The sequence below is a fragment of the Gimesia alba genome, from assembly GCF_007744675.1.
Lineage (GTDB): Bacteria > Planctomycetota > Planctomycetia > Planctomycetales > Planctomycetaceae > Gimesia > Gimesia alba.
Genome location: NZ_CP036269.1, coordinates 2,832,810 through 2,853,325, shown reverse-complemented (window position 1 = coordinate 2,853,325; position 20,516 = coordinate 2,832,810). Strand labels below are relative to the sequence as shown.

Below are 20,516 nucleotides of genomic sequence, written 5' to 3'. Positions count from 1 at the left end.
ATGCGAAGAGAGCATCCCTGCCTGATGCAATTCATTCGCAACGTTCACTTCAGGTTCGAACAAGAACCCAGAAAAACAGATCATTGTATTCACTTACGATGAGTTCCGGCGATTCCATGTTGGATCACTTAAAAAGTAAGAGGTTGCGCGGTGGCTGAAGCAAAAACAACAGAAACGACAGAAGATGATAGCATGGTTGATGAGTACAAACTCATCAACCTCATCGCCGATGGCACCACCACTCAGATCTGGGAGGTGAAAGAAGAGGGGGCCACCACCAGTTTCGTTATGAAACGGCTTTTACCGGAACCCATGAAGAACCCGGAAATTGTCGCCACCATGAAACTGGAAGCCAAGGTGGCAGGGGCTCTGGATCACCCGAACCTGATCTACCTGCATAAATTTGTGAAATCCAAACAGCACGTTTACCTGCTGATGGATTACTTCCGCGCTCCCAACCTCCGCTCGCAACTCTCATCCGATCGGCTTAGTGTCCAGTCCCGTTTGCGCAAGCTGATCGAATCCACGGCCATGGCACTGGGACACATGCACGAAAAAGGCTGGGTCCATAAGGATATCAAACCGGAAAATATTCTGATCAGCAAAAGTTCCGAAGTCAAAGTCATCGACTTCGGCCTCGCCGTGCCGGTCGCCAAAGGGCTCGGCAAGCTCTTCGGGAAACCCAAGACCGTCCAGGGAACACGCTCCTATATCGCTCCCGAAACCATCAAAAAACTCCCCCTCGGTCCCGGTGCCGACGTCTATAGTCTGGGGATTACGATTTTCGAAGTCCTCACGGGAAAAACTCCCTTCCACGGCGAAAACCCCAAGGAAGTTTTGCTGAAACACATTGGAGAACGCCCTGTTGCTCCTTCCAGTATTAATCCGAATGTCGCACCGGAATTTGATGAGTTCGTGCTGAAGATGCTGGCTAAGAAACCGGAAGATCGGTTCCAGTCGATGGAAGAAGTCGTCTCTTCGCTCAGAAACGTCAAAATGTTCAAAGCGGAAATTTCGGAAATTATCGCGCAGAACAAAGCCAAAGCAGACCAGGAAGAAAAAGAGTCGATGCAGGAAAAACGACTCGACAGTCGCGCGGACGCCCGCTTGTCACAGCTGGTGAAAGATGACCCGAAACTGGCCGCGGAACTGATTGCCCAGCGAAAAGCAAATACGAAGAAGAAGCCCACACCGGAGCCACCAAAAGAAAAGAAGCCCCAACCAGCACCACAACAGCAACAGCCGCCTCAACCCATGCCCGGTGGATACCCGCCGCAATACCAGCAGCCGATGTACCCACCGCAGCCGATGCCGCCAGGACAACCCATGCCGGGGCAGCCGATGATGTATCCGCCGCAGTATCAGGGGCAACCCATGCCGCCACAAGGGTACCCGCCACAGGGTTATCCACAGCAACCCTATCCACCACAGCAACAACCCCAGCAACCGCCGCCACAGCAGCAGCAACCCCCTCAGCCCCAACCGGGACAGCCACAGCCTGGTCAACCCGCTGCGCCGCCCCCACAACCACCACCGGCGGCTGCTCCCCAGTCACAGGCACCACCAAAGCCTGAACAACCGCCTGCACCACAGCAGCCGGCGGCTCAACAGAGCGACGACAGCAAGAAACAAGAGAAAAACGACGACGATCTGCCCTTCATGGATGAATTGCCGGATGTGATCTAAGTAGATAAAATCTTGCATTAATTGCCGGCATATCCGAAAATGCTCCGCAGCGTTACATAATCACCCTCATTTTTTAAACGTGGTCTCACATATTATGTCAGTCATTAATCAGCTTCCGTTCGAGCGTCCGATTTACGAACTGGAAGAACAGCTCAAAAAAATCGAGCAGGAACCCAACCCGACTCCCAACACCAAAGATGCGATTCGTAACATGCGTCTGGAAATCACACGCATGAAACGTGAGATCTTTGAAAACCTGGATGCCTGGGACACGGTAAAAGTCGCCCGGCACGCGGAACGACCACAGACCCTGGATTACCTCGAACTGGTCTTTGATGAATTCGTAGAACTGCACGGCGACCGGGCCATCGGTGACGACCGGGCCATCCTGACCGGCTTTGCCAAACTCGACGGCCAGAAAGTCATGTTCGTCGGCCAGCAGAAAGGACGCACGCTCAAAGAACGCACCGAATGCTTTTACGGCTGTGCCCACCCGGAAGGCTACCGCAAAGCGCTCTCCAAAATGAAGATGGCCGAAAAGTTCGGCATCCCCATCATCTGCCTGATCGACACCCCGGGCGCGTATCCGGGCATCAAAGCGGAAGAACAAGGGATCTCTTACAACATTGCGATCAACCTCAGGGAAATGTCGCTGCTGAAAACCCCCATCATCTGTGTCGTGATTGGCGAAGGAGGATCGGGCGGTGCCATCGGAATCGGCATCGGTGACCACATTTCCGTCCTGCAGTATGCTTATTATTCCGTGATCACTCCGGAGGGTTGTGCTGGCATCTTGTGGAAGGATGTCAAATTCGCAAACGAAGCGGCTAACGCATTGAAATTCACCAGCCAGAATCTGCTCAACCTGGGAATCATCGACGAAGTCATCCCTGAACCACTGGGCGGCGCCCACCGCGATCACCGACAGATGGCGGCCGCATTGAAAGCATCGCTCTCCGCCAACCTGAAGCAGCTGACAAACACGCCACTCGATCAACTCGTCGACGAGCGCTACGAAAAGTTCCGCAAAATCGGCATGTTCCATGAGTCTGTAGAAGGAGTCGAAGCCGAATAAAACAAACCGGCTTCAAGAACTTATTCAAAACACAAACGCCCGTTGGAATTCCAGAAAGGATCCAACGGGCGTTTTTTGTGGATAGGCAGTGTTTATTTATTAGTTTTGAACGTGATTACCAGGACCTCAATCTAACCCAGGTCGGTTTTAACCGCGGCTAACGTCGTGCGGCTGATCTAGTTTTTGGGTACTTGCCAGCCAGAAAGACTTATTAGCCGAAGGGCGTTAGCCCCGGTTTCTCCTCATTTGCAAAGACCAATTCGAATTAAGAAACGCTAACTGGCGAAACATATTCCGGACGGCAGGATTACTACGACTCTGACGGTAAGCCGGGCTCATGCCATGCCAACAGCAGTGGGACAAAGTTCTGTCAGTCTCTGCACGTCTAAACCACATTTGGATGCTATGCTCTAAGAACAGACGATTCCCGGTCAAAATCTCAACCGAGGACTGCGTCCTGATTCTATTAATCGATCCGCGAGGATGAAAAACGGTCTTTGGTTCGGGACAAAAGAAAACCGGTCTCTCAGAGGCCCGCCAGTGAGTTCAATATGAGAAGTGCGATACGTATTTCACAATTCCAATTTGAGGCCGCCAGAGACGCGATTCTGCGCGTGCAGGTCCGTGATTGTGTACTTCGGGAAGCCGATTTCCAATGGAACGATTCGACGACTTGCAGAGCTCTGAAAGCGGCCAGAATCACAGGGGAATGGGACGCAGAAACAGCACTGCAGAGAACCGGTCAAAAGGTGCGAATCGGGGCACGGAAACGCACGCCTGAAACAACCATTTTTCGTCACCAGATTCTGCATGGTCAGCACGATCTACAGCATCGAATCACAGTGGCAATGAGGGCTCACGCAGAGCGCGTTGAAGTGCAGCAGCAGAACACAATCAATGTGCCGCTCAGAGGCCCTTCCGCAAGGGAGCAGAGGACGCTTTACGAACGGGAATTTCAATCACAAAATCCCGGCCACTAGACGACAGGCAACACAGCCATCCCCAATAATGCACCCCACCACGAACGTCCGATAATGTCCGTTATGTTAAGTTCATGATCAAAAAACGTCTATACATACTACATAACTCTATTAGCGTTTCAAAGTAGCTTGTTCATCACTTCCTTGCAAGTCCAATCCTTTTTTCTTTGACAAAATACATTACAAATTACACCAACAGAACCAAAATCAAATATCAAAATCAACGCGGAACGGCTCACTCTTCAGCTCGCTCGGCCCGCTCGCTTCATCGTTCGCCAAAGCCGTCAAATCAACACGGTAAGCACGCGCCCATACTTGCACAATCGACTTCTCTCGTTCGTCGGATGAACCCCATTTTAGAAACTTGGAAGCAACACCTTTTGAACGCCCTCTTTCGAGTGATCCAATCAACGCAACACGACCAGAACGAAGCAACGATTTGCACCTGTAAGTTTCACCGCTCAAGAATGGTGCTTCATCGTTTAACAACTCAACAATTTCATCAAGTTTTAGATCCACTTCAAGACGTACAACGCTATCTGTTACCTCACGTACCAGCACATCAACAGAGACACCCGATTCGATCAATTCGTAGCCTGTCGTAGAAACAACACCCTGATCGCTCACAGAGCGTTTAGGGACAGGTACAGAGTCACCACGATGAAACGTTCCCATTTCACCATCAGCAAGCATAAACATCGGCTCTGCCATCGTCTTTAACGTCGATCGTGAATCAGAGGCACGCATGACCGCATCAAACTTTGCTTCGATCTTCCCGAGTTCAACCATATTCCCACTGGTCAAAGCAGCCAGGCTGTAACTGACCTCAGCGGCCGGACTCAAATCAAAACCGAGATCTCTGGAATCTTTATCAGTCATTGAGACCACATACAATTGGACCGACCAGCTTACCGCCGCACTATTATGAATCGCATCGATAACCGTATCGACTTTCTGAAGCACCTCCACAGAGTCCGACGCAATAACAATACCATCACTAAGAGTATGAACTTTCCCATTCTGAGTTAAAACCGCTTCCAAGCTTCGCTGTAATGCTTCCTGATCGAGCCGTCGTACACGCCGTACCATCACACCCAGATCTTCCGGTTTCAATTCGCCGATGAAATACATATCACCGTTGCGAGCCACATCTACACCCAAATGACGAGCCACCATTGACAAAACAGATGTCAGATCCTGTTCAATTACTTCCAGTGTCACGCCTCGCTGCATCAACGTTTGATCGGCGACGATGGTTTTCCTGGATTTTCTTGACATCTCCAATAGGAGTGAATAAAGAGGTTGGTCGACTGCCTTGAAGCTTAATAAGTCGCTTTTCTTCATTTGTGAAGCGACTTCGCTTTCTTGTTTCTTGACCTCTTGGACCAATTCCGTCAAATGCTTTTTGAACGGTTGGATTTGTGATTGATTCGATCTTGTCCGACAACCGACGAGTACCGTAACCAATATGAGTAAAAGAGCCATCCGTGAAATATACGTTTCCTTCATCCTTTTTAATTTCCTTGATGATTTTCAATCCAAAATAGGTATAGAGGTCGTCACCACGTCGAACCATCCGCCCGTTTTCGGTAACGGCGTAATCTGAAAACAGCATCCCGATACGATCACCACGCCGTTTCACTTCAGCAACATTTTGATTCATTTCGTTCCGGAACGCTTCCAACTCAGCAGCACGAGCACGCTCACGTTCTAACTCTTCTGCCGCTTCCTTACGCTGCTTGATGGTGACCCATTCACCCAGATTTTCATCATCGGGAACAAGACCATTTGCACCAGATTGACTCTCTGACTTTTCAACAGCAACACCTTTTGCCGTAGCCATCATGCGATCCATCATGTAATGCATCACAGTCACGAATCCACCCAAAGCGAGCCAGGCAACGAGGGCAAATCCAATCGTTCGCGGAAAGATGGTCACAAAATTTTTCTTCAGGAACCACCAATGAAGGCGAAGAAACGAAAGCTTCTGATACATCTTCGGAGGCGGCTCACCGGTGCCGGCTTCCCCATCTTCTGTATCGTTATATGAATTGTAAAAGCGGTAGTAATAAGAGTCCCGCCTCCACTTTCGTTTGGATTCCTCCTTGAACGTCTTACCGTGCCGATGCTCTTTAATCTCCCAAACAGCAGCCGGATAGATTCCCGTATACGCAGCACACATTTCGTACCAGTCAGCCAGTTCAATTTTAAAGAACGGATCAGGCCGACTCTGAGAATCAACCAGGCGAATCAGATACGCTGATTCATCGAGTAGCACTTTGGGAATCTTTGACTGAGCTTGTGTCAAGAGTTCAACAGTCGCACCACGCTTTCGTATTTCACCCAACCATTTTTTCCACTGGTCAATGTGTTCTTTCGAATGACGCTCTTGACTCGCATAGTTATGAATCTCATCAATGGCGATGTGAGCCCCTTTGAGATCCTTACCGCTGAAATATTCCCACGGACCCGACACACCCGCCCGCCATTCGTCGAGGACTTCAGCCGGGAAACGTTGCAACCGTCTATCGATTTCCTCAGGCTCAATCTTGCCGTCAAAGTATTCTTTGATCGCATCCAAATCATGCGGGTAATTCGAATACAAAACCCCCTCTTCATCGGGGAGAAAAATCTTCATGATGTAGAGCACACCACGAACGTACGTTTTGCCCGTTCCAGACGGAGCGGCCGTAACAATCAACTGGTCTCGATAAGCCATCCTTGGCAATCTCCTTTTCTACTTAGCAACAAAAAACGCAACCACATATTTCAATGAACTAAACGGAATCTTGACCGAAGCCCAGAACGCAATCGCTAACATCCCCTCTGTTAATGGAACCCATGCGTTGCAGGCTTGAAAATAAGGAATGAATGTTGATATATCGACGGAGTACCAACCCGGCTCTGTCGGCATCACATAAGCCACAGAAGAATAAATCCAATCCGTCATCACAGTGAAAAACCAACAATAAGCAGAACTGAACCAGCACAAGAGCGAGTTGATCAATTTGTCAAACCACTCCCCAAACCCAAACGCATATTCAAACAATGATTGCATTTTCTTTCATCCTAAAAAGACACGCATAATTGACCGTACTGATATCAGAATCAGTACCACTAAAAGAATATTCCGAAAGGCAGCACGAGCCGTACCCAGAGCCGTTTTCAATGGCCCCGCATCCATCGACCTTTCATCGCTATAAATGGTCACAGTCTGACCAGAACTGAAGTAACCGCCCACAGTCGGCAAAGGAATGATCCAACTCAGTGCTTGATCAGAGCCAGATTGAAACGGAGTGATATCTACGCCGAATTGCTCAAACAAATCGATGTAATCATTCAACACATCGTCCATTGTTTTCTCACACTCTTTACACTCACCACACGTATCCGTCTCAGTACGAGTACATCCACACTCTGAGTTTGCGGGATCGGGATCGATCTCATCACAGCAACCATCCCCGTCCGCATCATCACAGGGTGTCGGTATGCAACCGCCGAATTCTTCATCATAAATTTGCCCTTCCGGACACTGACAAACCCCGTTTTCATCTTCCGTCATCCCCTCTGGGCAGCCAGGCACACACTGTCCGGATTCGTCGCGATGATAGCCCTCTTGACATTCGCCCGGCACACAGTTTCCGTCTGGCCCTCTAATCTCATCTCTCGCACACGGAACAACACAATTGCCGTCAATGTCTCTCACTTCCCCTTCGTTCGGACAAGGTATCGGCACACACTGCCCCTCATCGTCTCGCTGTTGACCTTCAGGACAGGGATCGTCTACACACTCGCCCTGATCATTACGGCTTTGACCAGCGGGACAAGGATCGTCAACACAGTTCCCGTTTTCGTCACGGCTCTGACCTGCCGGGCAAGGATCTTCGATACAATTCCCGTATTCATCTGCCGTATGACCGGGAGGACAAGGTTCTGTTACACAGTTCCCATATTCGTCGCGAGTCTGCCCCGTTGGGCACGGATCAGGCGGGTTTTCCGGATCGGGATTACACACCCCGTACTCATCGCGTACGTACCCTTCCCCACATGGATCAGGAGGATTGTTCGGATCGGGGACACAAAAACCTAATTCATCACGCGTATATCCCGGCCCGCATGGCGGCAATGGGCCATCGGGATCACAGCTCGTACCACTCCATGTATGACCGGGAGGACAGCCGGAAGGATTTCCGTTGCAGTCGCATTGATAAGCAGCCGACCCTATCTGACCATTTGCCACACTACCATAGCCATAATTCAAAGCAAGATTCGTGCTTGGATAGCCTTGAACGGCCCACCACATTTCCGGCAACCCCGGACCTGAAATAGAACACAACTGGCCTATACTGGCATAAGAACAACCACTCAGAGTGCACTTTGACCAACTGTATTCTGTCTCAAGTTGGCCATATATATTTTCAAAAGTATACGCAACTTGAATACCATAATCAGCACTCACAACCCCAGAACCAAACGACTGAACCTGTAGATCAACAATATCATCTCTCAGACATTGAGAATAAGATTCAGAAGGCATAACGAATAAGGACAATGAAACCACCATCAGCCAAAAATTACGTTCCCTTGCAGCCCTACGAATGAGATCCCACATCGTTTGCCCCACATTCAAGCCCGTTGTGATCGCGATAGTCACAAGCAAAAGCAAAACCGCTGATTCATAATCTGAAAACTCTGAGTACATAAGAAAATTCCATTTTGCTTTGTACGAAAAAAAAGGGCAGGAAGAAATTCGGAAAGACCCCCCGACATCCCCCCCGCCCCTTTTCACCAAGGAGACAGAAACCTCAAGCACACTTTATGCAACGCCGCGGAACCACCGCATTGCATACTTCACAATCATGAATGCGATTGTGGCAACAAGAGCAACAGCCACGATAGCAGCCAGCTCCCCCGCCCCGGTTTGGATCAGACCGGGAACGTCAACTGCCGTTGTTACATCAGTGATCGTCAACCCCTGAGCCTGAGCAGACGAACCCAACGACAACGCAAGCAACATGGCAGGAACGACCAAAATTGCTTTTTTACATGAATCCAGCTTTTCAAGAAATCCGTTCAAGAAAATCACCTCTTTTCAGTTACCGAGAAAAAAATGTTTCCAGCCCGAAATCGTAAAAGTTATAAAATGAATCGCCGCTGACATGATGAACCCCGCAAAAATCAATAGAGTGGCAAGTGTAAAGGCATCAGTCGCGATTTCCATTTTTTCACCTCTTTAAACAAAACAGGCTGACGTCTTTTTACTGATCGTCAGCCCTCAATTCTCCACACATATTTTTTGAGAATTTATCTCGAATAATTTGACCGCCTTTTATAATTTCGTTTTCGCTTGTATTGTCGTGAGGAATTCGCCGCTGTATTTGTCCCCATCATTGAAGCGATTGCCCACCTTGCCCCCGGAACCCTCCAGGCAATCAACATACCGATCAGATTCAAACCATTACTGCCATCTGTAAACCACGACAGAGCATATTTTATAATCCTAAAGGCGATGTACATGGTGAGTATCACAAACACGATATCTGCCAATATCAAGACCCCCACCGACCAAGCGGCAGCGATACCAACGGACTGTAAAAGATCTGCGATTCCCACCCCTACTCCTTTCAAAATTCGATTTCGTCACCAAAAGAAAACGCTTCCTTCTGCCCCTTATCGACCTGGACTGATTCTCCACGCATATTTTTTCCTGCAGAACGCCCGGTAAGCAGTTCAACAACCTCAGGAGCCAGCATTAAACGGACCGCCCGCAATTCCCTGAATTCTGCCTTTGTTCTCATGTAATAAATCCACGTTAAAAAACAGAGATTCAAAACCAATGCAAACATAGCCAATACGATAATCTCACGAATCATTAATCTATCTCCTATTCCTGATGATCCTGATAGCTTTCTGAATTGAGAAAGGTTATGTCGTCTTCGCGTTCGCTCCAGCCTTGACCGTCTACCTTGAGAAGATCAGTCTCGACAAGACGTTTTGCCCATTTCAGAACATAAAAAGCACTGAAGTAAAACAAAATCGCGGAAACAGCAAACGACATTGTTGAAGCGACATTTTCAATAAATGGAACCAACATTTCCAAGGCAATTTCATTTTGCATAACCGCCCTGCTCTTTCTTTTCAGCTTCAGATCTCGCCTGTCTGAGATCACGCAAGGTTTGAGCTGCAACAAACGAAAAAAAGACGGTTAGCATTAACAACACCAGGTGAAACAAAATCATAATCGAGTAAGCGATTATATCTAAAAATCCAAACATCAAAATCCTCCTTCCGTGACTAGAAATGCATCATCAAAATTCCCTTCGTACAAAACGCCTGACTGAAATTCACCCTCATAGATTGCTGGTCGGTTGGAAAACAATACGTGCTGTTCTTGGAAATGAACGTCGTATTCAAATTCAGACGACCAGCGGCCCGCCTGCTTCATTTCTGCATACTCATCGAGAGTTAGCACCGTTTCGCGTTTCCCCTCGTAATTTTCGAGACGTTGTGTTGTTGTCACAAAGTCCTCATCAACACTGAAGCAGTAAGCGTGATAACGTTTAACAATTCCCCCCGGATAGGTCACGATTTTACGTTGCAGGACACAGCCCGTTGACTTGCATTTTTCGATACGCTCAACGTGCGGTCTTCTCTTTGATCGCGGTTCGTATTCGTGAGTGCATTTTTTACAGGTACAATCGACCGGATGCAGAACTTCAGGTTTTTTGAGTGCCTCTATTTCAGCCTCAGTCATGGCTTGACGCCAAAATAGTTTTGACGCATGAAATCGGTCTATCCTCTTTGCATAGTTCATAACCCAATCTGGAAAGCCATGATCGGGATATTTAATCAAATATTTCGTAGCGTAATTGATCGCATGTGACACGCTGTTTAGCTGCTTGTTCCTCGAAGTGAATTTGACCGAACCAAACCCCGGTCGATTACCTTCAACCGGTGGAGCCGTTTTAGGTCGGTTCAGATTCCAATAATGACAGACGGCATCAAAATCAATGTATTTGGATTCGACAAGCAAATGATAATGCACGAATTCCGTTTCTTTCTGCCATTCGACGGCACAAAAATAATGGTCCCCCATAGTAAAACGCTTATCACGACGTAGAGCTTTAACCAACTCGCCGATGACCTTTTTCTTTTTGCAGTACTCGAATGCCGCTTGTGGATCGTTACCAAACAATTCCGGATCGATGGTAAGCGTCCACATCTGGCAATGCTTCCAATTCTTGCACGCCGCACGGACACGCTCGCGAAGGACTACCCCCTGACCTTCAGCGCAATCAGGACAAAACCGGGAACGGCAGGAACAACCCACATAGACATAATCCACCTCCACTGTTCGGAATCGTTCGTCGATTTCCTTTTCCACAGTATTGCATTTCTTTTCAAGATAAAGGGGGGCGGCGTCACCGCCGCCCCCCTCATCAACACGCAGACGCCACGGAGGACAATCCACGCCCCCATTGACGCCACTTGTACCGGGATTCGTCCCTGTCTCCCCTGCCCCACTTTGACTCTGAGTGCCTATACTTCCCTGAGTCGATTTTTCGAATAAAAACCCAAAACGTCCTTGCCTTGATCGTGGAATCATGGTACAAAATACCCTTCTTATTGTGTGATAAGTAAGAAACATTGAACCCGCCGAGGAGTGCCATCCTCAGCGGGTTTCTTTATTGGTCAACGGGCACTGTTTCAACTTGCCGAACGCTATAAATTGACCATCCGTTAACAGCGTACCGCTTACGTGCTTCAGCCCTTGCCCGTTCTTCTGAGACCTCTGATACATGCTCAGTCCTAAAGGATGTAGAATGATTCCAATGCGAATCAACTCCAGTCCCCCAAAGCACCACTTCCCATGTTTTTACTTTTTTAGGCATCATGAAACCTCCATAAAAAGAATTGCTAGAACGCTCCTTAAAGTTCATCCGCATTGATCCATCATTTTTAAGGGGGAATCACTGGGTGACCCCCTGAAAATTGACGACTCAAGCGAGCAGAGACAGAGAGGGGCAAGCTTGCTCGTAGGCAAAGAAACGAGCACTGAACCGCTTAGGGCTGGTTAGCGAGCCTAGCGGCTCAGTACCCCCCTCAAATCTCTGATCTAATCAAGCAGACGATGCGGAAGCCCGACCAGCAGCCGGAGCGGTCATTGAATGAAAGTGAAATCGATATCTTTTCTGATTATTGAATTCACTGATTTCAATGTCGCCGCGAACGTCTACACGTTGACCCTCTGCAATCCCTTCAACTACGTTCCCATTGGCTTGACCGCTTAGAGTAGCTCCAATGATCGCAACATCGACGTAATAGAGACCTGGGGTTTTGGATTCTGAAATCCGTGAGACTGTTGCGCCTTCTTTGGCATCAACATTAAAGTGAAGTGGCGAATTAGCCATGATTACACACTTTCCTAAATTTCCGCACGCCCTAGAATTAATTAGAGTTGGGCTAGAATAGGGCATACGGTTCGCGTATAATCTCTGACGCGATGGGTTCTCTGCACTAACCAAACTCATCGTACAGCAGGCTGTTTGTCATGATCCAGCCTGCTCGACCCGGTGCTTCAACACCGGGTTTTTTCATTAATGTATAGCTGCTTTTAGTGACTACACTGCAATAAGAATTCGACTCCAAACGCTGAAAAGCGGATTTAAATCACTGGAGTTATGGAGCAGCTAAGAAGTAGTGTACAAGATGAATTTTTCTTGAGAACTTCGCTAGCATACTATTGTATGCTTGTACGTCTGATCATGTCCGTTATGTTAAGTTCGCGGTGAATTTTAGTCTATTTTTATAGGGTTTTCAATTCCCCATGTTTCGACGTCGCCATTTCTCGCGACGTTTCATTTCGGCTTCACGTCTGCCACTCTCAGCCTCTTAGAAACGGTTCTGTTTCTCTCTGAAAGCGGCTCTATTTTCTTTGATCATTCTCTACCGCGGTTCTATCTTCTCTGTGCACTCTGCATCCGCTCCTGTAGCGCCGAACCGAGTGAATTCAGCGGGACGTTCTGCAGCTCTAACTGACGCAAAACGCGCTTGTCTAACGGCGTCGACACATCGGTTTTCGGGTCCGGATCTCCCCCGATCAAAAGCAGGTCCGCACGCCAGTCTTTTAAGACCGCCATGACCACCTGATCTGGTACTCCGATCAGATCTTCTTCAAACCCTTCGATCAGGTCCTTCTGCGTCTCAGGATAGTCAGAATAGACGGCTGCAATCGCCTGCAACAGCTTTGTCCGCTCCACAGTGGTCTGCTGATTTCCATTTGCATCAAACTGAGCATCATTCGCTGGACCAGCAGCCTTGGGTTGTCCGTTTTTCCAGTGCTCAGTGACACCCTGCAATACTCCGGGAATCTGAGACTTCATCTGGTTCGCAAATGTTTCCCGATCTTCCGGATCCATCGCGTTGTAGGCTTCGATTACCTTATCTTCGAGTTCACCTCGCAGATAACTGGGAATGCTTTTAATAATCTCTTTCAGCAACGAATCCTGCTTCGTCGTTCGCACGTCGGAACCATCTCCCCCGGATCGCTCAAAGAACGGATTAGGCAAATCGTTGGTACCAGGCGGGAACGGATTATCGTCCCCGTGATGATCATGGTCGTGGTCATCGCCAAACAGCTCTCCGTCGTCATGATGGTGAATGGGGACGTTGGGATGATCCAGGTTCTCCAGACAGGAATCCAACACCTCGTGCAGTTCCTTAGGCATCACCGGCGCCATTTCGTTTAAAATGATCGCCGCCGCATAACCGCTGTGTGACTTCACAACCGCAGCCCGAGCCGAATCGGAAATCGTAATCAGGAAGAATGTCAGGAATAAGCAAAAGATGATCCCCTTGAGCAATCCCAGAACGGCTCCCAGATGACGATCAAATTCTTCGAACTTCAATGAATCGATGGCCGACTTCAAACTTCGCGCCAATGTAAACGAAATAAACGAGAAGCCAATATAAATCGCCAGCATCGCAATCCAGCGATTCAGGGGTGGTTTCACATTGATCATCGGTGCCAGCTGTAAAGACAGCGACTCTGCAAAAGCAAAGCAGAGTACCAAAGCCGCGATCGCAGCCAACTGCCAGACCACCCCTTTCGAGGCCCCCTTCCAGACTGCGTAAAAAAGAATGGCAACAATCAGTAAATCAAACCACATTGCGACGTCCTGTCTAACCCTGGTCATCCATGATGAAAAATAGGAGGCGGCCCTCCCCCCTGCCGATACTCCCCCGATTTTTCAGAAAATCGAGGGTAGGGGATTATAGGGAAAAATAGAGGTCAGCGCAAAGACCAGATTTTTGCTCGAAAATGGAAGGGTCAATCGAAACTCCAGCCCGATTTGACAAACAGCAAAGCAGGGTGCATCGGTCAAAAAATACGATGCGGGAAAATGTCGTCTTTAAAACGCTTTTTTACTGTCCAGCAGCAGTGTGATCGGACCATCGTTGATCAGTTCCACATCCATGTGTTCCTGAAAGCGGCCTGTGGCCACTTCGATGCCGTGACCTTTGACCTCCGCGACAAAACTTTGATACAGCACATCAGCCTGTTCGGGACGGGCGGCATTCACAAAACTGGGACGCCGTCCTTTGCGACAATCTCCCAGCAACGTAAATTGACTCACCACCAGCATCTTGCCTTTCACATCCGCCAACGCCAGATTCATTTTGCCGTCAGCATCTTCAAACACGCGCAGACCCACGGTCTTCTGCGCCAGATAAATTACATCATCCTGCGTGTCGTCCTGGCCGACCCCCAGTAACACTAAAAAGCCCTGCTCGATCTGACCTGTGATTTCTCCCTCCACGGTCACACTCGCACGAGACACTCGCTGCACAACGGCTCTCAACTTAGTTCTCCTCGCATTCTTGAATCCCGCGCGAACAGGAAAACGGCTCCAGCGAAATCTCTACTTCTTCGCCACAAATCAATTGCCGCATCAATCTCGCCGTGATCGGCGAAAGCTGTAACCCATCCCGATAATGGCCTGCCGCCATAAATAGATTTTCAAAACCATCAACACTTCCCAGATATGGCAGACCGTCAATCGACTTCGGACGCAAGCCGGCCCAGGCGCGCTCGAACGTCGCTTCTTTCAGACATGGCACAATGGACTCAGCAAACTGAATCAGCCCTCCCACACCTGCCGCTGTGTTTTGTTTATTAAATCCGACATTGCTCTCCGTCGAGCCAATCAAAATTCGCCCGTCACTCCGTGGAACCAGATAGCGACTGCCACACTCAATCACCTGAGTGAATGGCAGACGGTCCATCGACAGCAACACAATCTGTCCCTGAATCGGAACCAGTTCACAACCCAGGCCCAGTCGCGAGAGCACTTCGGGTGACCAGGCCCCCCCTGCAATCACCGTCCGCCCTGCTCTGTGAATTTCTGTGGAAGTACGGACGCCTGAGATTTGAGTTCCCCGCTGTTCAAAGCCGATGATCGGCGTGCCGGGATGAAATTGAACGCCCTGCTTCGCACACGCCAGCAGCAGCGCTTTCAAATGCCGCGGATTGCGAACCTGACACATCTCGGGCAAATAAAAGGCAGCCTGGATTTCCGGACTCAGAAACGGAGCCTGCTCGCGCAGCAATTCTGGCTCAGATTCTTCCAGAACAACGCCCGCCTGTCGCCATTCAGAAACATACTCAGTCCAGCCGGACATTTCATCACGGAGCGCGACATGAAAACCACCGCAGTTGACAAACCCGTTATCAACGCCCGACTCATCCTTCAAACGACTCGACCAGTCGGACCACATCAGTCGACTTGCGGCACGCAATTGAAGACCGGGAGTCGTTGCTGCTTGAAGATCCGCCGGGGGTAACATTCCCGCCCCGGCCCAGGAAGCCTCTTGGCCAAACTGCTGTCGATCAAACACGGCGACTGACAGTCCCTGCTGTGCCAGCTCATAGGCAAGGGACAGGCCAATCACGCCGCCACCAACAATATTTACATCCATCATAAGAATTACGCGCCCTGATCACACTCAATAAAAACGAAAAGCTCAAGGCTGTCGATTATAGCGGACTGGAATCAGAATCACAGGGCTGCCATCCCGACTCTCATCAGGAAGTCATGTTGCGTTTGTGCAAGAACAGCGCGAGCGCATTAATTCTTTACTTTACCGGGCCGTAACGTACGGGCATACGCCGTCGCCAGTGCACGCAAATTGGTGCCATACACTTTCTGGATCGCCGCTTGAGCAGAGGTTCCTGCTTTCAGTTCCCTTAGCAACAGCGCCATTTTAGGCAAGCCACCACTCTTGATGAGAAACTCGACCAGCGTAAAGCCAACCGCCGTCGTTTCTGATGGTGAAAACGTCCCTTCTGCGACCAGTTCTTCGGGGCGCGTCACTTTGGGCGCTGCCTCCAGCGCCTGCTGCCTTAACGATTCGAAATAGCTTTGATCCGAAGCCCCGTTTGAGGCCAGCAGTACTCCCAGACCACGCGAAGCCCACATGGGAACATCCCCTGCTCCGCGTTGAATCGCCGCATTCGTCAGTCCGGCTGTCAAATTGGTCTGCAAGCCGGGCGAATCGGCGGCTGCTTGATCCCCCACATCCTGCAGCACAAGATACGCGTCCAGATAAGTCGGTGACACTTTGGAGTGCCAGGTGGTCGCCGGATCGACACGGCGATCTTCAATCGTCTGATTGAATTCCGAATAGCCAAACCGATCTTTGAACACAAATACGGCCAGCTTCCCTTTCCAGAGCGGCTTCTGTTTTTCGTTAAACAGCTTTCGCAGCGCATCCGCCTGAGTTTGTGCCCAGCCACTGATCTCTTTAAGCCGATCGGCACTCACATTCCCGTAGAACATGAAATCATCTGTCTCAAGCAGCTCTGCCTTTTCATTACTGACGGCGCGTTTCCAGGTTGGTTCAAGGGTTTCCCGCCGCAGATCGGCAAATTTTTCCGGCGACAGATTCGCCAACTCTGCCATCCGTTTTTCATCTTCGGTCGGCACCATGGCGCGGAGGTTCCCTTTGGCATCTTTGCCGTCAAACTTGGCCCCTTCTTCGATCCAAGTTTTCAGATCATTGGCATTTTTGCGTTTGAGCAATGCCTGACCTTGCGGCATTTTAATCGGATCCTGCAACCCCACCAGATGCCAAAGACGACTGTCGTCCGGCTTACCGGGAACAATCACCTCGCCTGTATCGCCGCCCCTGAGAATGTCTTCAAAAGTCACGACGGAAAATCCACTGGCCGGATTATTTCCACTATGACAACGCATGCAGAAATCAAGCATCCAGGGCGCGACGTCTTCCATGAAGGAAACTTTTTCATCACCGGTTGCCATGACAACCTTAACGGGGGCTTTCTTTTTCTTAGCCGAAGCGCCGATCGGGTCTGTCTCTTTTTCTCCATCAAACCGCGCCCCTTCTGCAATCCAGCGACCGATCAATTGAATCTGGGCCGGTTCCAGCGGGCCTGCATTACGAGGCATCCGTTGATTTCCGGGCGCGACTAGCTTGCGGACGATTAAACTGTTATTTGGATTGCCGGGAACGAGTAACAAACCACTCCGCCCCCCCTGCTTCATGCCCAGAAACGTATCCAGCTTTAAATTGGCACTTGTCCGCTGACCACCATGACAGTTCACACATTTTTCATTCAAGATCGGCGCAATCTGAGTCTCAAAGCTGACTCCCTGATTTGCGGCTCCTTTATTTCCGCCGCCCCCCATCACTTTTTCCAGCACTTTGCGGCGGAGGGCAATCACACGCTTCGTACTAACCAGCACCGGGTCGGTTTCCGCCAGCATCGCATCCTGAGCCAGCTGATTCAGTTTCCCTTCTTCGGTATCCGTCAGTTCTTTTGCTTCGTCATATTTTTTCTGTCGAATCAGAACTGCCACTTTGCCCAGGTTCTTCTTGATCGAAGCCAGTTCCTTCCTTTGCTCTAATGTCAGCTTCGCTGCTTCAGCCGGAATCGCCACCACGCTGCAACATAAGATCAGTGCAACGAGGATTCGCGTAACTAGAACGGGCCGGTATGACATAATTTCCCTCATTGTGTTGTAATTCGATATATTGGCACTGGAATGCGTGCCCCCCTGCCCTCTGGAGTTTTGCAGGAAAACGCAGTCGCTGTGGTACGATAGAGACGATTTCTATTCTATCAACGTGCTGTTCTGGATTCTCTGATTCCAGTATAATCAGCCCGAGAATGAGAAAAAAGATCTCCCTTGGACTAAACCTCCACAATTTCAAGCGGATTCGCCTCTTTTTGACAACCACTGAGCAGAAACCGGAGATTTTTCGCGTGATGTTCCAAGACAACGCTGTCTCAGGGCGTCTATAATCAGGTCAAATTGAGAAATTTCACAATAACCTCTTTTAGAACCGTCACTTTCTGTATGCCACTGTCACCAGAATTATCACGGAAACTGGAACAGCTCCAGCAAATTCTGTCTCCCCTGGATCGAATCATCGTCGCCTTTTCAGCCGGTGTTGATAGTACCGTTGTCGCGAAAGCCGCATTTCTGGCACGGGGTGAGCATGCCCTGGCGGTCACCGCGGTCAGCCCCAGTCTGGCGTCCGGCGAAAAAGAAGAAGCGATCCGTCTGGCAGAATTGATTGGCATTCCGCATCGGCTGATTTCCACGTCTGAATTCGCCACCGATGCCTATCGAGCGAATGCCCCTAACCGCTGTTTTTTCTGCAAAACAGAACTGTATCAATTGCTCACGCACGCTGTCGCCCAGGATGAATGGCAAGACGCCACCCTCGTCAATGGTGCCAATCTGGATGACCGGGGAGATCACCGCCCGGGAATGCAGGCGGCGGCCGACTTTCAGGTCCGTAGTCCGCTGATCGAAGCCGGATTTACCAAAGAAAATGTCAGAGACCTGGCCCGGCACTGGGAACTTCCCATCTGGAATAAACCGGCCCACCCCTGCCTTTCCAGCCGCATCGCCTATGGCGTGGAAGTCACCGAAGAACGCGTTCAAAAAATCGATCAAGCCGAAGCGTTTCTGCGGGACGAGTTCCAGATCAACGAACTCCGCGTTCGCCTGGAGCCCAATGAACTGGCACGCATTGAAGTGCCTCTCCCGCAGATCCAGAAACTGACCACTCCCGCCGCGCTCGAACAAATTACCCGGAAATTCCTGCAACTCGGTTTCCAGAACGTCACACTGGACCTGCAGGGCTTTCGTTCTGGCAGCATGAACAGTTTTCTTTCCCTCGACGACCTGCAGATAGCCGCTCAAAATAAATGAGACTCGGAAGGAATTGCAATTCGCCCACTTCCAGAGCAGAATGAATCAAACTTTACCACAATCAATGACAAGGAAACCAGCCGTGGATCCTCACAGCCCTGCCTATATCGATCTCCGTAGCGATACCAAAACCAAGCCAACCCAGGAAATGCTACAGGCCATGATGACCGCCGAGCTGGGCGATGACATGAACGGAGAAGATCCCACCGTGAATCGTCTGGAAGCGATGATCTGTGATATGCTGGGGAAAGAGGCGGCTGTCTTTGCCTGTTCGGGCACGCAATCCAATCAGATGGGGCTCAGATCGCACTGCCTTCCCGGAGATGAATTACTGATTCACGAACTGGGGCACATTGCGATGTTTGAAGGTGGTGGCCCCGCCATCTTGAGTGGCGTCAGCTGCCGTACCCTGACCGGCGAGAAAGGCATGCTGAATCTGGACACACTACGTGGAAAGATTCGCGCCGATGACCAGCACCTGTGTCGCACCCGGCTATTATGCGTCGAAAATACAACAAACGCCGGCGGCGGTCACTATTACCCGCTCGATCAACTCAACGAAATTTGTGACTGGGCTCACGAAAACGGTTTGAAAACACACATGGACGGTGCGCGGATCTTCAATGCGACTGTCGCCGCCGGGTACTCGATCAAGGATGTCTGCGCCCCCCTCGATACGATCTCAATCTGCTTTTCCAAAGGCCTGGGTTGTCCCATGGGATCGATTCTGGCGGGCTCGAAAGAAGAGATCGCGAAAGCACGCCGCTCGCGCAAAGTCTTCGGCGGTGCCCTCCGGCAAGCAGGGATTGTCGCCGCTGCCTGTGTCTATGCACTGGAAAACAATATTGAACGTTTGCAGCAGGACCACGACAACGCCCGCTTCCTCGCCGAGCAACTGGCGCCGATTGAAGGCATCACGACAAATCCCACGGAAACGGAAACCAATCTGGTCTTCTTTGATATCCACCCTGAACTGGGTAACGCCGTGCAACTATCGAAAGCCCTGCACGAGGTTGGAGTCGGCATTGGCGCGATGGGACACACCCGGCTCCGCGCCTGTACTCATTTGGATATCAGTCGGGAACAGATCGAACAGGTTCCCGGAGCGGTACGCGACGTTCTGAAAGCGGGCCTCGATCGCTATCAGGGCATCGCCACAGGGCCTTACGCACGCGGATAATCGGTTTATTTTCACATAAACCACGTGTTTTGAACGACTTAATAAAAAAAGTCACACTCGGCGTTCAGTTCAGGGATTTCCCCCTCCCTGTAATCCGCATAATCGTTACCAGCCAACGTGTCCTGGTTCGAACGGCGGTTTTCCTGTTCCGGAATTAAACTTTTTACAATCGCTACGTCGATGGAATTAAGGTTCAGACTCCCCTCAACGATTGAGGCCGTAAAGACATAGGAACATGTCTTACTACTAAGCCCTATCTCGTTTTATATACCATTGAGCTGGAGGATGTGCAGGAAGCCATTCGACATTCAATATTGATGACAATCTGAAAACAGGTGTTCTTTTGCTAC

At 49.9% G+C, this 20,516-nt stretch carries 19 protein-coding genes; 5 read left to right on the top strand and 14 right to left on the bottom strand.

Features of this window, described 5'->3' with window-relative positions:
- The first annotated feature begins 150 nt into the window (after window positions 1-150).
- The 3 genes from Pan241w_RS10615 to Pan241w_RS10605 all read left to right on the top strand — a co-directional run bounded on the left by Pan241w_RS10615 (window position 151) and on the right by Pan241w_RS10605 (window position 3,741).
- Window positions 151-1,686 carry a serine/threonine protein kinase gene (locus Pan241w_RS10615; RefSeq protein ID WP_145214895.1) on the top strand — a complete coding sequence of 512 codons (1,536 nt, stop codon included), beginning with the start codon at window positions 151-153 and terminating at the stop codon, window positions 1,684-1,686.
- Between the two features lie 94 nt (window positions 1,687-1,780).
- On the top strand, window positions 1,781-2,761 hold the full coding sequence (locus tag Pan241w_RS10610) for an acetyl-CoA carboxylase carboxyltransferase subunit alpha (RefSeq protein WP_145214891.1): 981 nt from the start codon (window positions 1,781-1,783) through the stop codon (window positions 2,759-2,761).
- 551 nt (window positions 2,762-3,312) lie between these two features.
- Window positions 3,313-3,741, top strand: a complete 429-nt coding sequence (locus Pan241w_RS10605; RefSeq protein WP_145214888.1) for a hypothetical protein — start codon at window positions 3,313-3,315, stop codon at window positions 3,739-3,741.
- Window positions 3,742-3,948: 207 nt separating this feature from the next.
- On the opposite strand, the gene Pan241w_RS29705 is transcribed toward Pan241w_RS10605, so the two are convergent.
- The 14 genes from Pan241w_RS29705 to Pan241w_RS10540 form a co-directional block, all read right to left on the bottom strand.
- Entirely contained in the window at window positions 3,949-4,488 is a 540-nt protein-coding gene (locus tag Pan241w_RS29705) for a type II and III secretion system protein (protein WP_261344303.1), read from the bottom strand.
- Between the two features lie 454 nt (window positions 4,489-4,942).
- Window positions 4,943-6,460, bottom strand: a complete 1,518-nt coding sequence (locus Pan241w_RS10595) for a P-loop NTPase family protein (RefSeq protein ID WP_145214882.1) — start codon at window positions 6,458-6,460, stop codon at window positions 4,943-4,945.
- An 18-nt stretch (window positions 6,461-6,478) separates the two neighbouring features.
- Complete coding sequence (locus Pan241w_RS10590) at window positions 6,479-6,799, bottom strand: hypothetical protein (RefSeq protein ID WP_145214880.1); 321 nt, start codon at window positions 6,797-6,799, stop codon at window positions 6,479-6,481.
- A gap of 6 nt (window positions 6,800-6,805) precedes the next feature.
- Entirely contained in the window at window positions 6,806-8,044 is a 1,239-nt protein-coding gene (locus tag Pan241w_RS10585) for a hypothetical protein (RefSeq protein ID WP_145214877.1), read from the bottom strand.
- A 513-nt stretch (window positions 8,045-8,557) separates the two neighbouring features.
- Complete coding sequence (locus Pan241w_RS10580; RefSeq protein ID WP_145214874.1) at window positions 8,558-8,818, bottom strand: hypothetical protein; 261 nt, start codon at window positions 8,816-8,818, stop codon at window positions 8,558-8,560.
- Between the two features lie 547 nt (window positions 8,819-9,365).
- Window positions 9,366-9,539: a hypothetical protein gene (locus Pan241w_RS10575; RefSeq protein ID WP_198000461.1), complete on the bottom strand. Its 174-nt coding sequence runs from the start codon at window positions 9,537-9,539 to the stop codon at window positions 9,366-9,368.
- Window positions 9,540-9,625: 86 nt separating this feature from the next.
- The gene (locus Pan241w_RS10570) at window positions 9,626-9,859 is read right to left on the bottom strand and encodes a hypothetical protein (RefSeq protein WP_145214868.1); all 234 of its coding nucleotides are present in this window, start codon (window positions 9,857-9,859) and stop codon (window positions 9,626-9,628) included.
- Window positions 9,849-10,016 carry a hypothetical protein gene (locus tag Pan241w_RS29370; protein ID WP_198000460.1) on the bottom strand — a complete coding sequence of 56 codons (168 nt, stop codon included), beginning with the start codon at window positions 10,014-10,016 and terminating at the stop codon, window positions 9,849-9,851. The genes Pan241w_RS10570 and Pan241w_RS29370 overlap by 11 nt, the downstream gene beginning before the upstream one ends.
- Window positions 10,016-11,389 carry a rolling circle replication-associated protein gene (locus Pan241w_RS10565; RefSeq protein WP_145214865.1) on the bottom strand — a complete coding sequence of 458 codons (1,374 nt, stop codon included), beginning with the start codon at window positions 11,387-11,389 and terminating at the stop codon, window positions 10,016-10,018. The genes Pan241w_RS29370 and Pan241w_RS10565 overlap by 1 nt, the downstream gene beginning before the upstream one ends.
- 472 nt (window positions 11,390-11,861) lie before the next feature.
- The gene (locus Pan241w_RS10560; protein ID WP_145214861.1) at window positions 11,862-12,152 is read right to left on the bottom strand and encodes a hypothetical protein; all 291 of its coding nucleotides are present in this window, start codon (window positions 12,150-12,152) and stop codon (window positions 11,862-11,864) included.
- 546 nt (window positions 12,153-12,698) lie between these two features.
- A complete protein-coding gene (locus Pan241w_RS10555) occupies window positions 12,699-13,910 on the bottom strand; it encodes a CvpA family protein (RefSeq protein ID WP_198000459.1) in 1,212 nt (403 codons plus the stop codon).
- Window positions 13,911-14,153: 243 nt separating this feature from the next.
- Window positions 14,154-14,603 carry a D-aminoacyl-tRNA deacylase gene (gene dtd / locus Pan241w_RS10550; protein WP_145214855.1) on the bottom strand — a complete coding sequence of 150 codons (450 nt, stop codon included), beginning with the start codon at window positions 14,601-14,603 and terminating at the stop codon, window positions 14,154-14,156.
- A gap of 1 nt (window position 14,604) precedes the next feature.
- Window positions 14,605-15,723, bottom strand: coding sequence for a glycine oxidase ThiO (gene thiO / locus Pan241w_RS10545; protein ID WP_145214852.1), 1,119 nt, complete (start codon window positions 15,721-15,723; stop codon window positions 14,605-14,607).
- A gap of 146 nt (window positions 15,724-15,869) precedes the next feature.
- A complete protein-coding gene (locus tag Pan241w_RS10540; RefSeq protein WP_198000458.1) occupies window positions 15,870-17,765 on the bottom strand; it encodes a c-type cytochrome domain-containing protein in 1,896 nt (631 codons plus the stop codon).
- Window positions 17,766-18,122: 357 nt separating this feature from the next.
- Here Pan241w_RS10540 and larE point away from each other — a divergent pair, with 357 nt between their 5' ends.
- Entirely contained in the window at window positions 18,123-18,986 is an 864-nt protein-coding gene (gene larE / locus Pan241w_RS10535; protein ID WP_145214846.1) for an ATP-dependent sacrificial sulfur transferase LarE, read from the top strand.
- Window positions 18,987-19,068: 82 nt separating this feature from the next.
- Window positions 19,069-20,166, top strand: a complete 1,098-nt coding sequence (gene ltaE / locus Pan241w_RS10530; protein ID WP_198000457.1) for a low-specificity L-threonine aldolase — start codon at window positions 19,069-19,071, stop codon at window positions 20,164-20,166.
- Window positions 20,167-20,516: the final 350 nt, after the last annotated feature.

Coding starts and splice junctions, on each gene's coding strand:
- Pan241w_RS29705 (WP_261344303.1), bottom strand. CDS start 4,488: ATGCGTGCCTCTGATTCACGATCGACGTTAAAGACGATGGCAGAGCCG.
- Pan241w_RS10585 (WP_145214877.1), bottom strand. CDS start 8,044: ATGTGGTGGGCCGTTCAAGGCTATCCAAGCACGAATCTTGCTTTGAAT.
- Pan241w_RS10565 (WP_145214865.1), bottom strand. CDS start 11,389: ATGTTTCTTACTTATCACACAATAAGAAGGGTATTTTGTACCATGATT.
- Pan241w_RS10540 (WP_198000458.1), bottom strand. CDS start 17,765: ATGTCATACCGGCCCGTTCTAGTTACGCGAATCCTCGTTGCACTGATC.
- Pan241w_RS10610 (WP_145214891.1), top strand. CDS start 1,781: ATGTCAGTCATTAATCAGCTTCCGTTCGAGCGTCCGATTTACGAACTG.
- Pan241w_RS10605 (WP_145214888.1), top strand. CDS start 3,313: ATGAGAAGTGCGATACGTATTTCACAATTCCAATTTGAGGCCGCCAGA.
- Pan241w_RS10590 (WP_145214880.1), bottom strand. CDS start 6,799: ATGCAATCATTGTTTGAATATGCGTTTGGGTTTGGGGAGTGGTTTGAC.
- Pan241w_RS10555 (WP_198000459.1), bottom strand. CDS start 13,910: ATGTGGTTTGATTTACTGATTGTTGCCATTCTTTTTTACGCAGTCTGG.
- Pan241w_RS10595 (WP_145214882.1), bottom strand. CDS start 6,460: ATGGCTTATCGAGACCAGTTGATTGTTACGGCCGCTCCGTCTGGAACG.
- Pan241w_RS10560 (WP_145214861.1), bottom strand. CDS start 12,152: ATGGCTAATTCGCCACTTCACTTTAATGTTGATGCCAAAGAAGGCGCA.
- Pan241w_RS29370 (WP_198000460.1), bottom strand. CDS start 10,016: ATGTTTGGATTTTTAGATATAATCGCTTACTCGATTATGATTTTGTTT.
- larE (WP_145214846.1), top strand. CDS start 18,123: ATGCCACTGTCACCAGAATTATCACGGAAACTGGAACAGCTCCAGCAA.
- thiO (WP_145214852.1), bottom strand. CDS start 15,723: ATGATGGATGTAAATATTGTTGGTGGCGGCGTGATTGGCCTGTCCCTT.
- Pan241w_RS10570 (WP_145214868.1), bottom strand. CDS start 9,859: ATGCAAAATGAAATTGCCTTGGAAATGTTGGTTCCATTTATTGAAAAT.
- Pan241w_RS10575 (WP_198000461.1), bottom strand. CDS start 9,539: ATGAGAACAAAGGCAGAATTCAGGGAATTGCGGGCGGTCCGTTTAATG.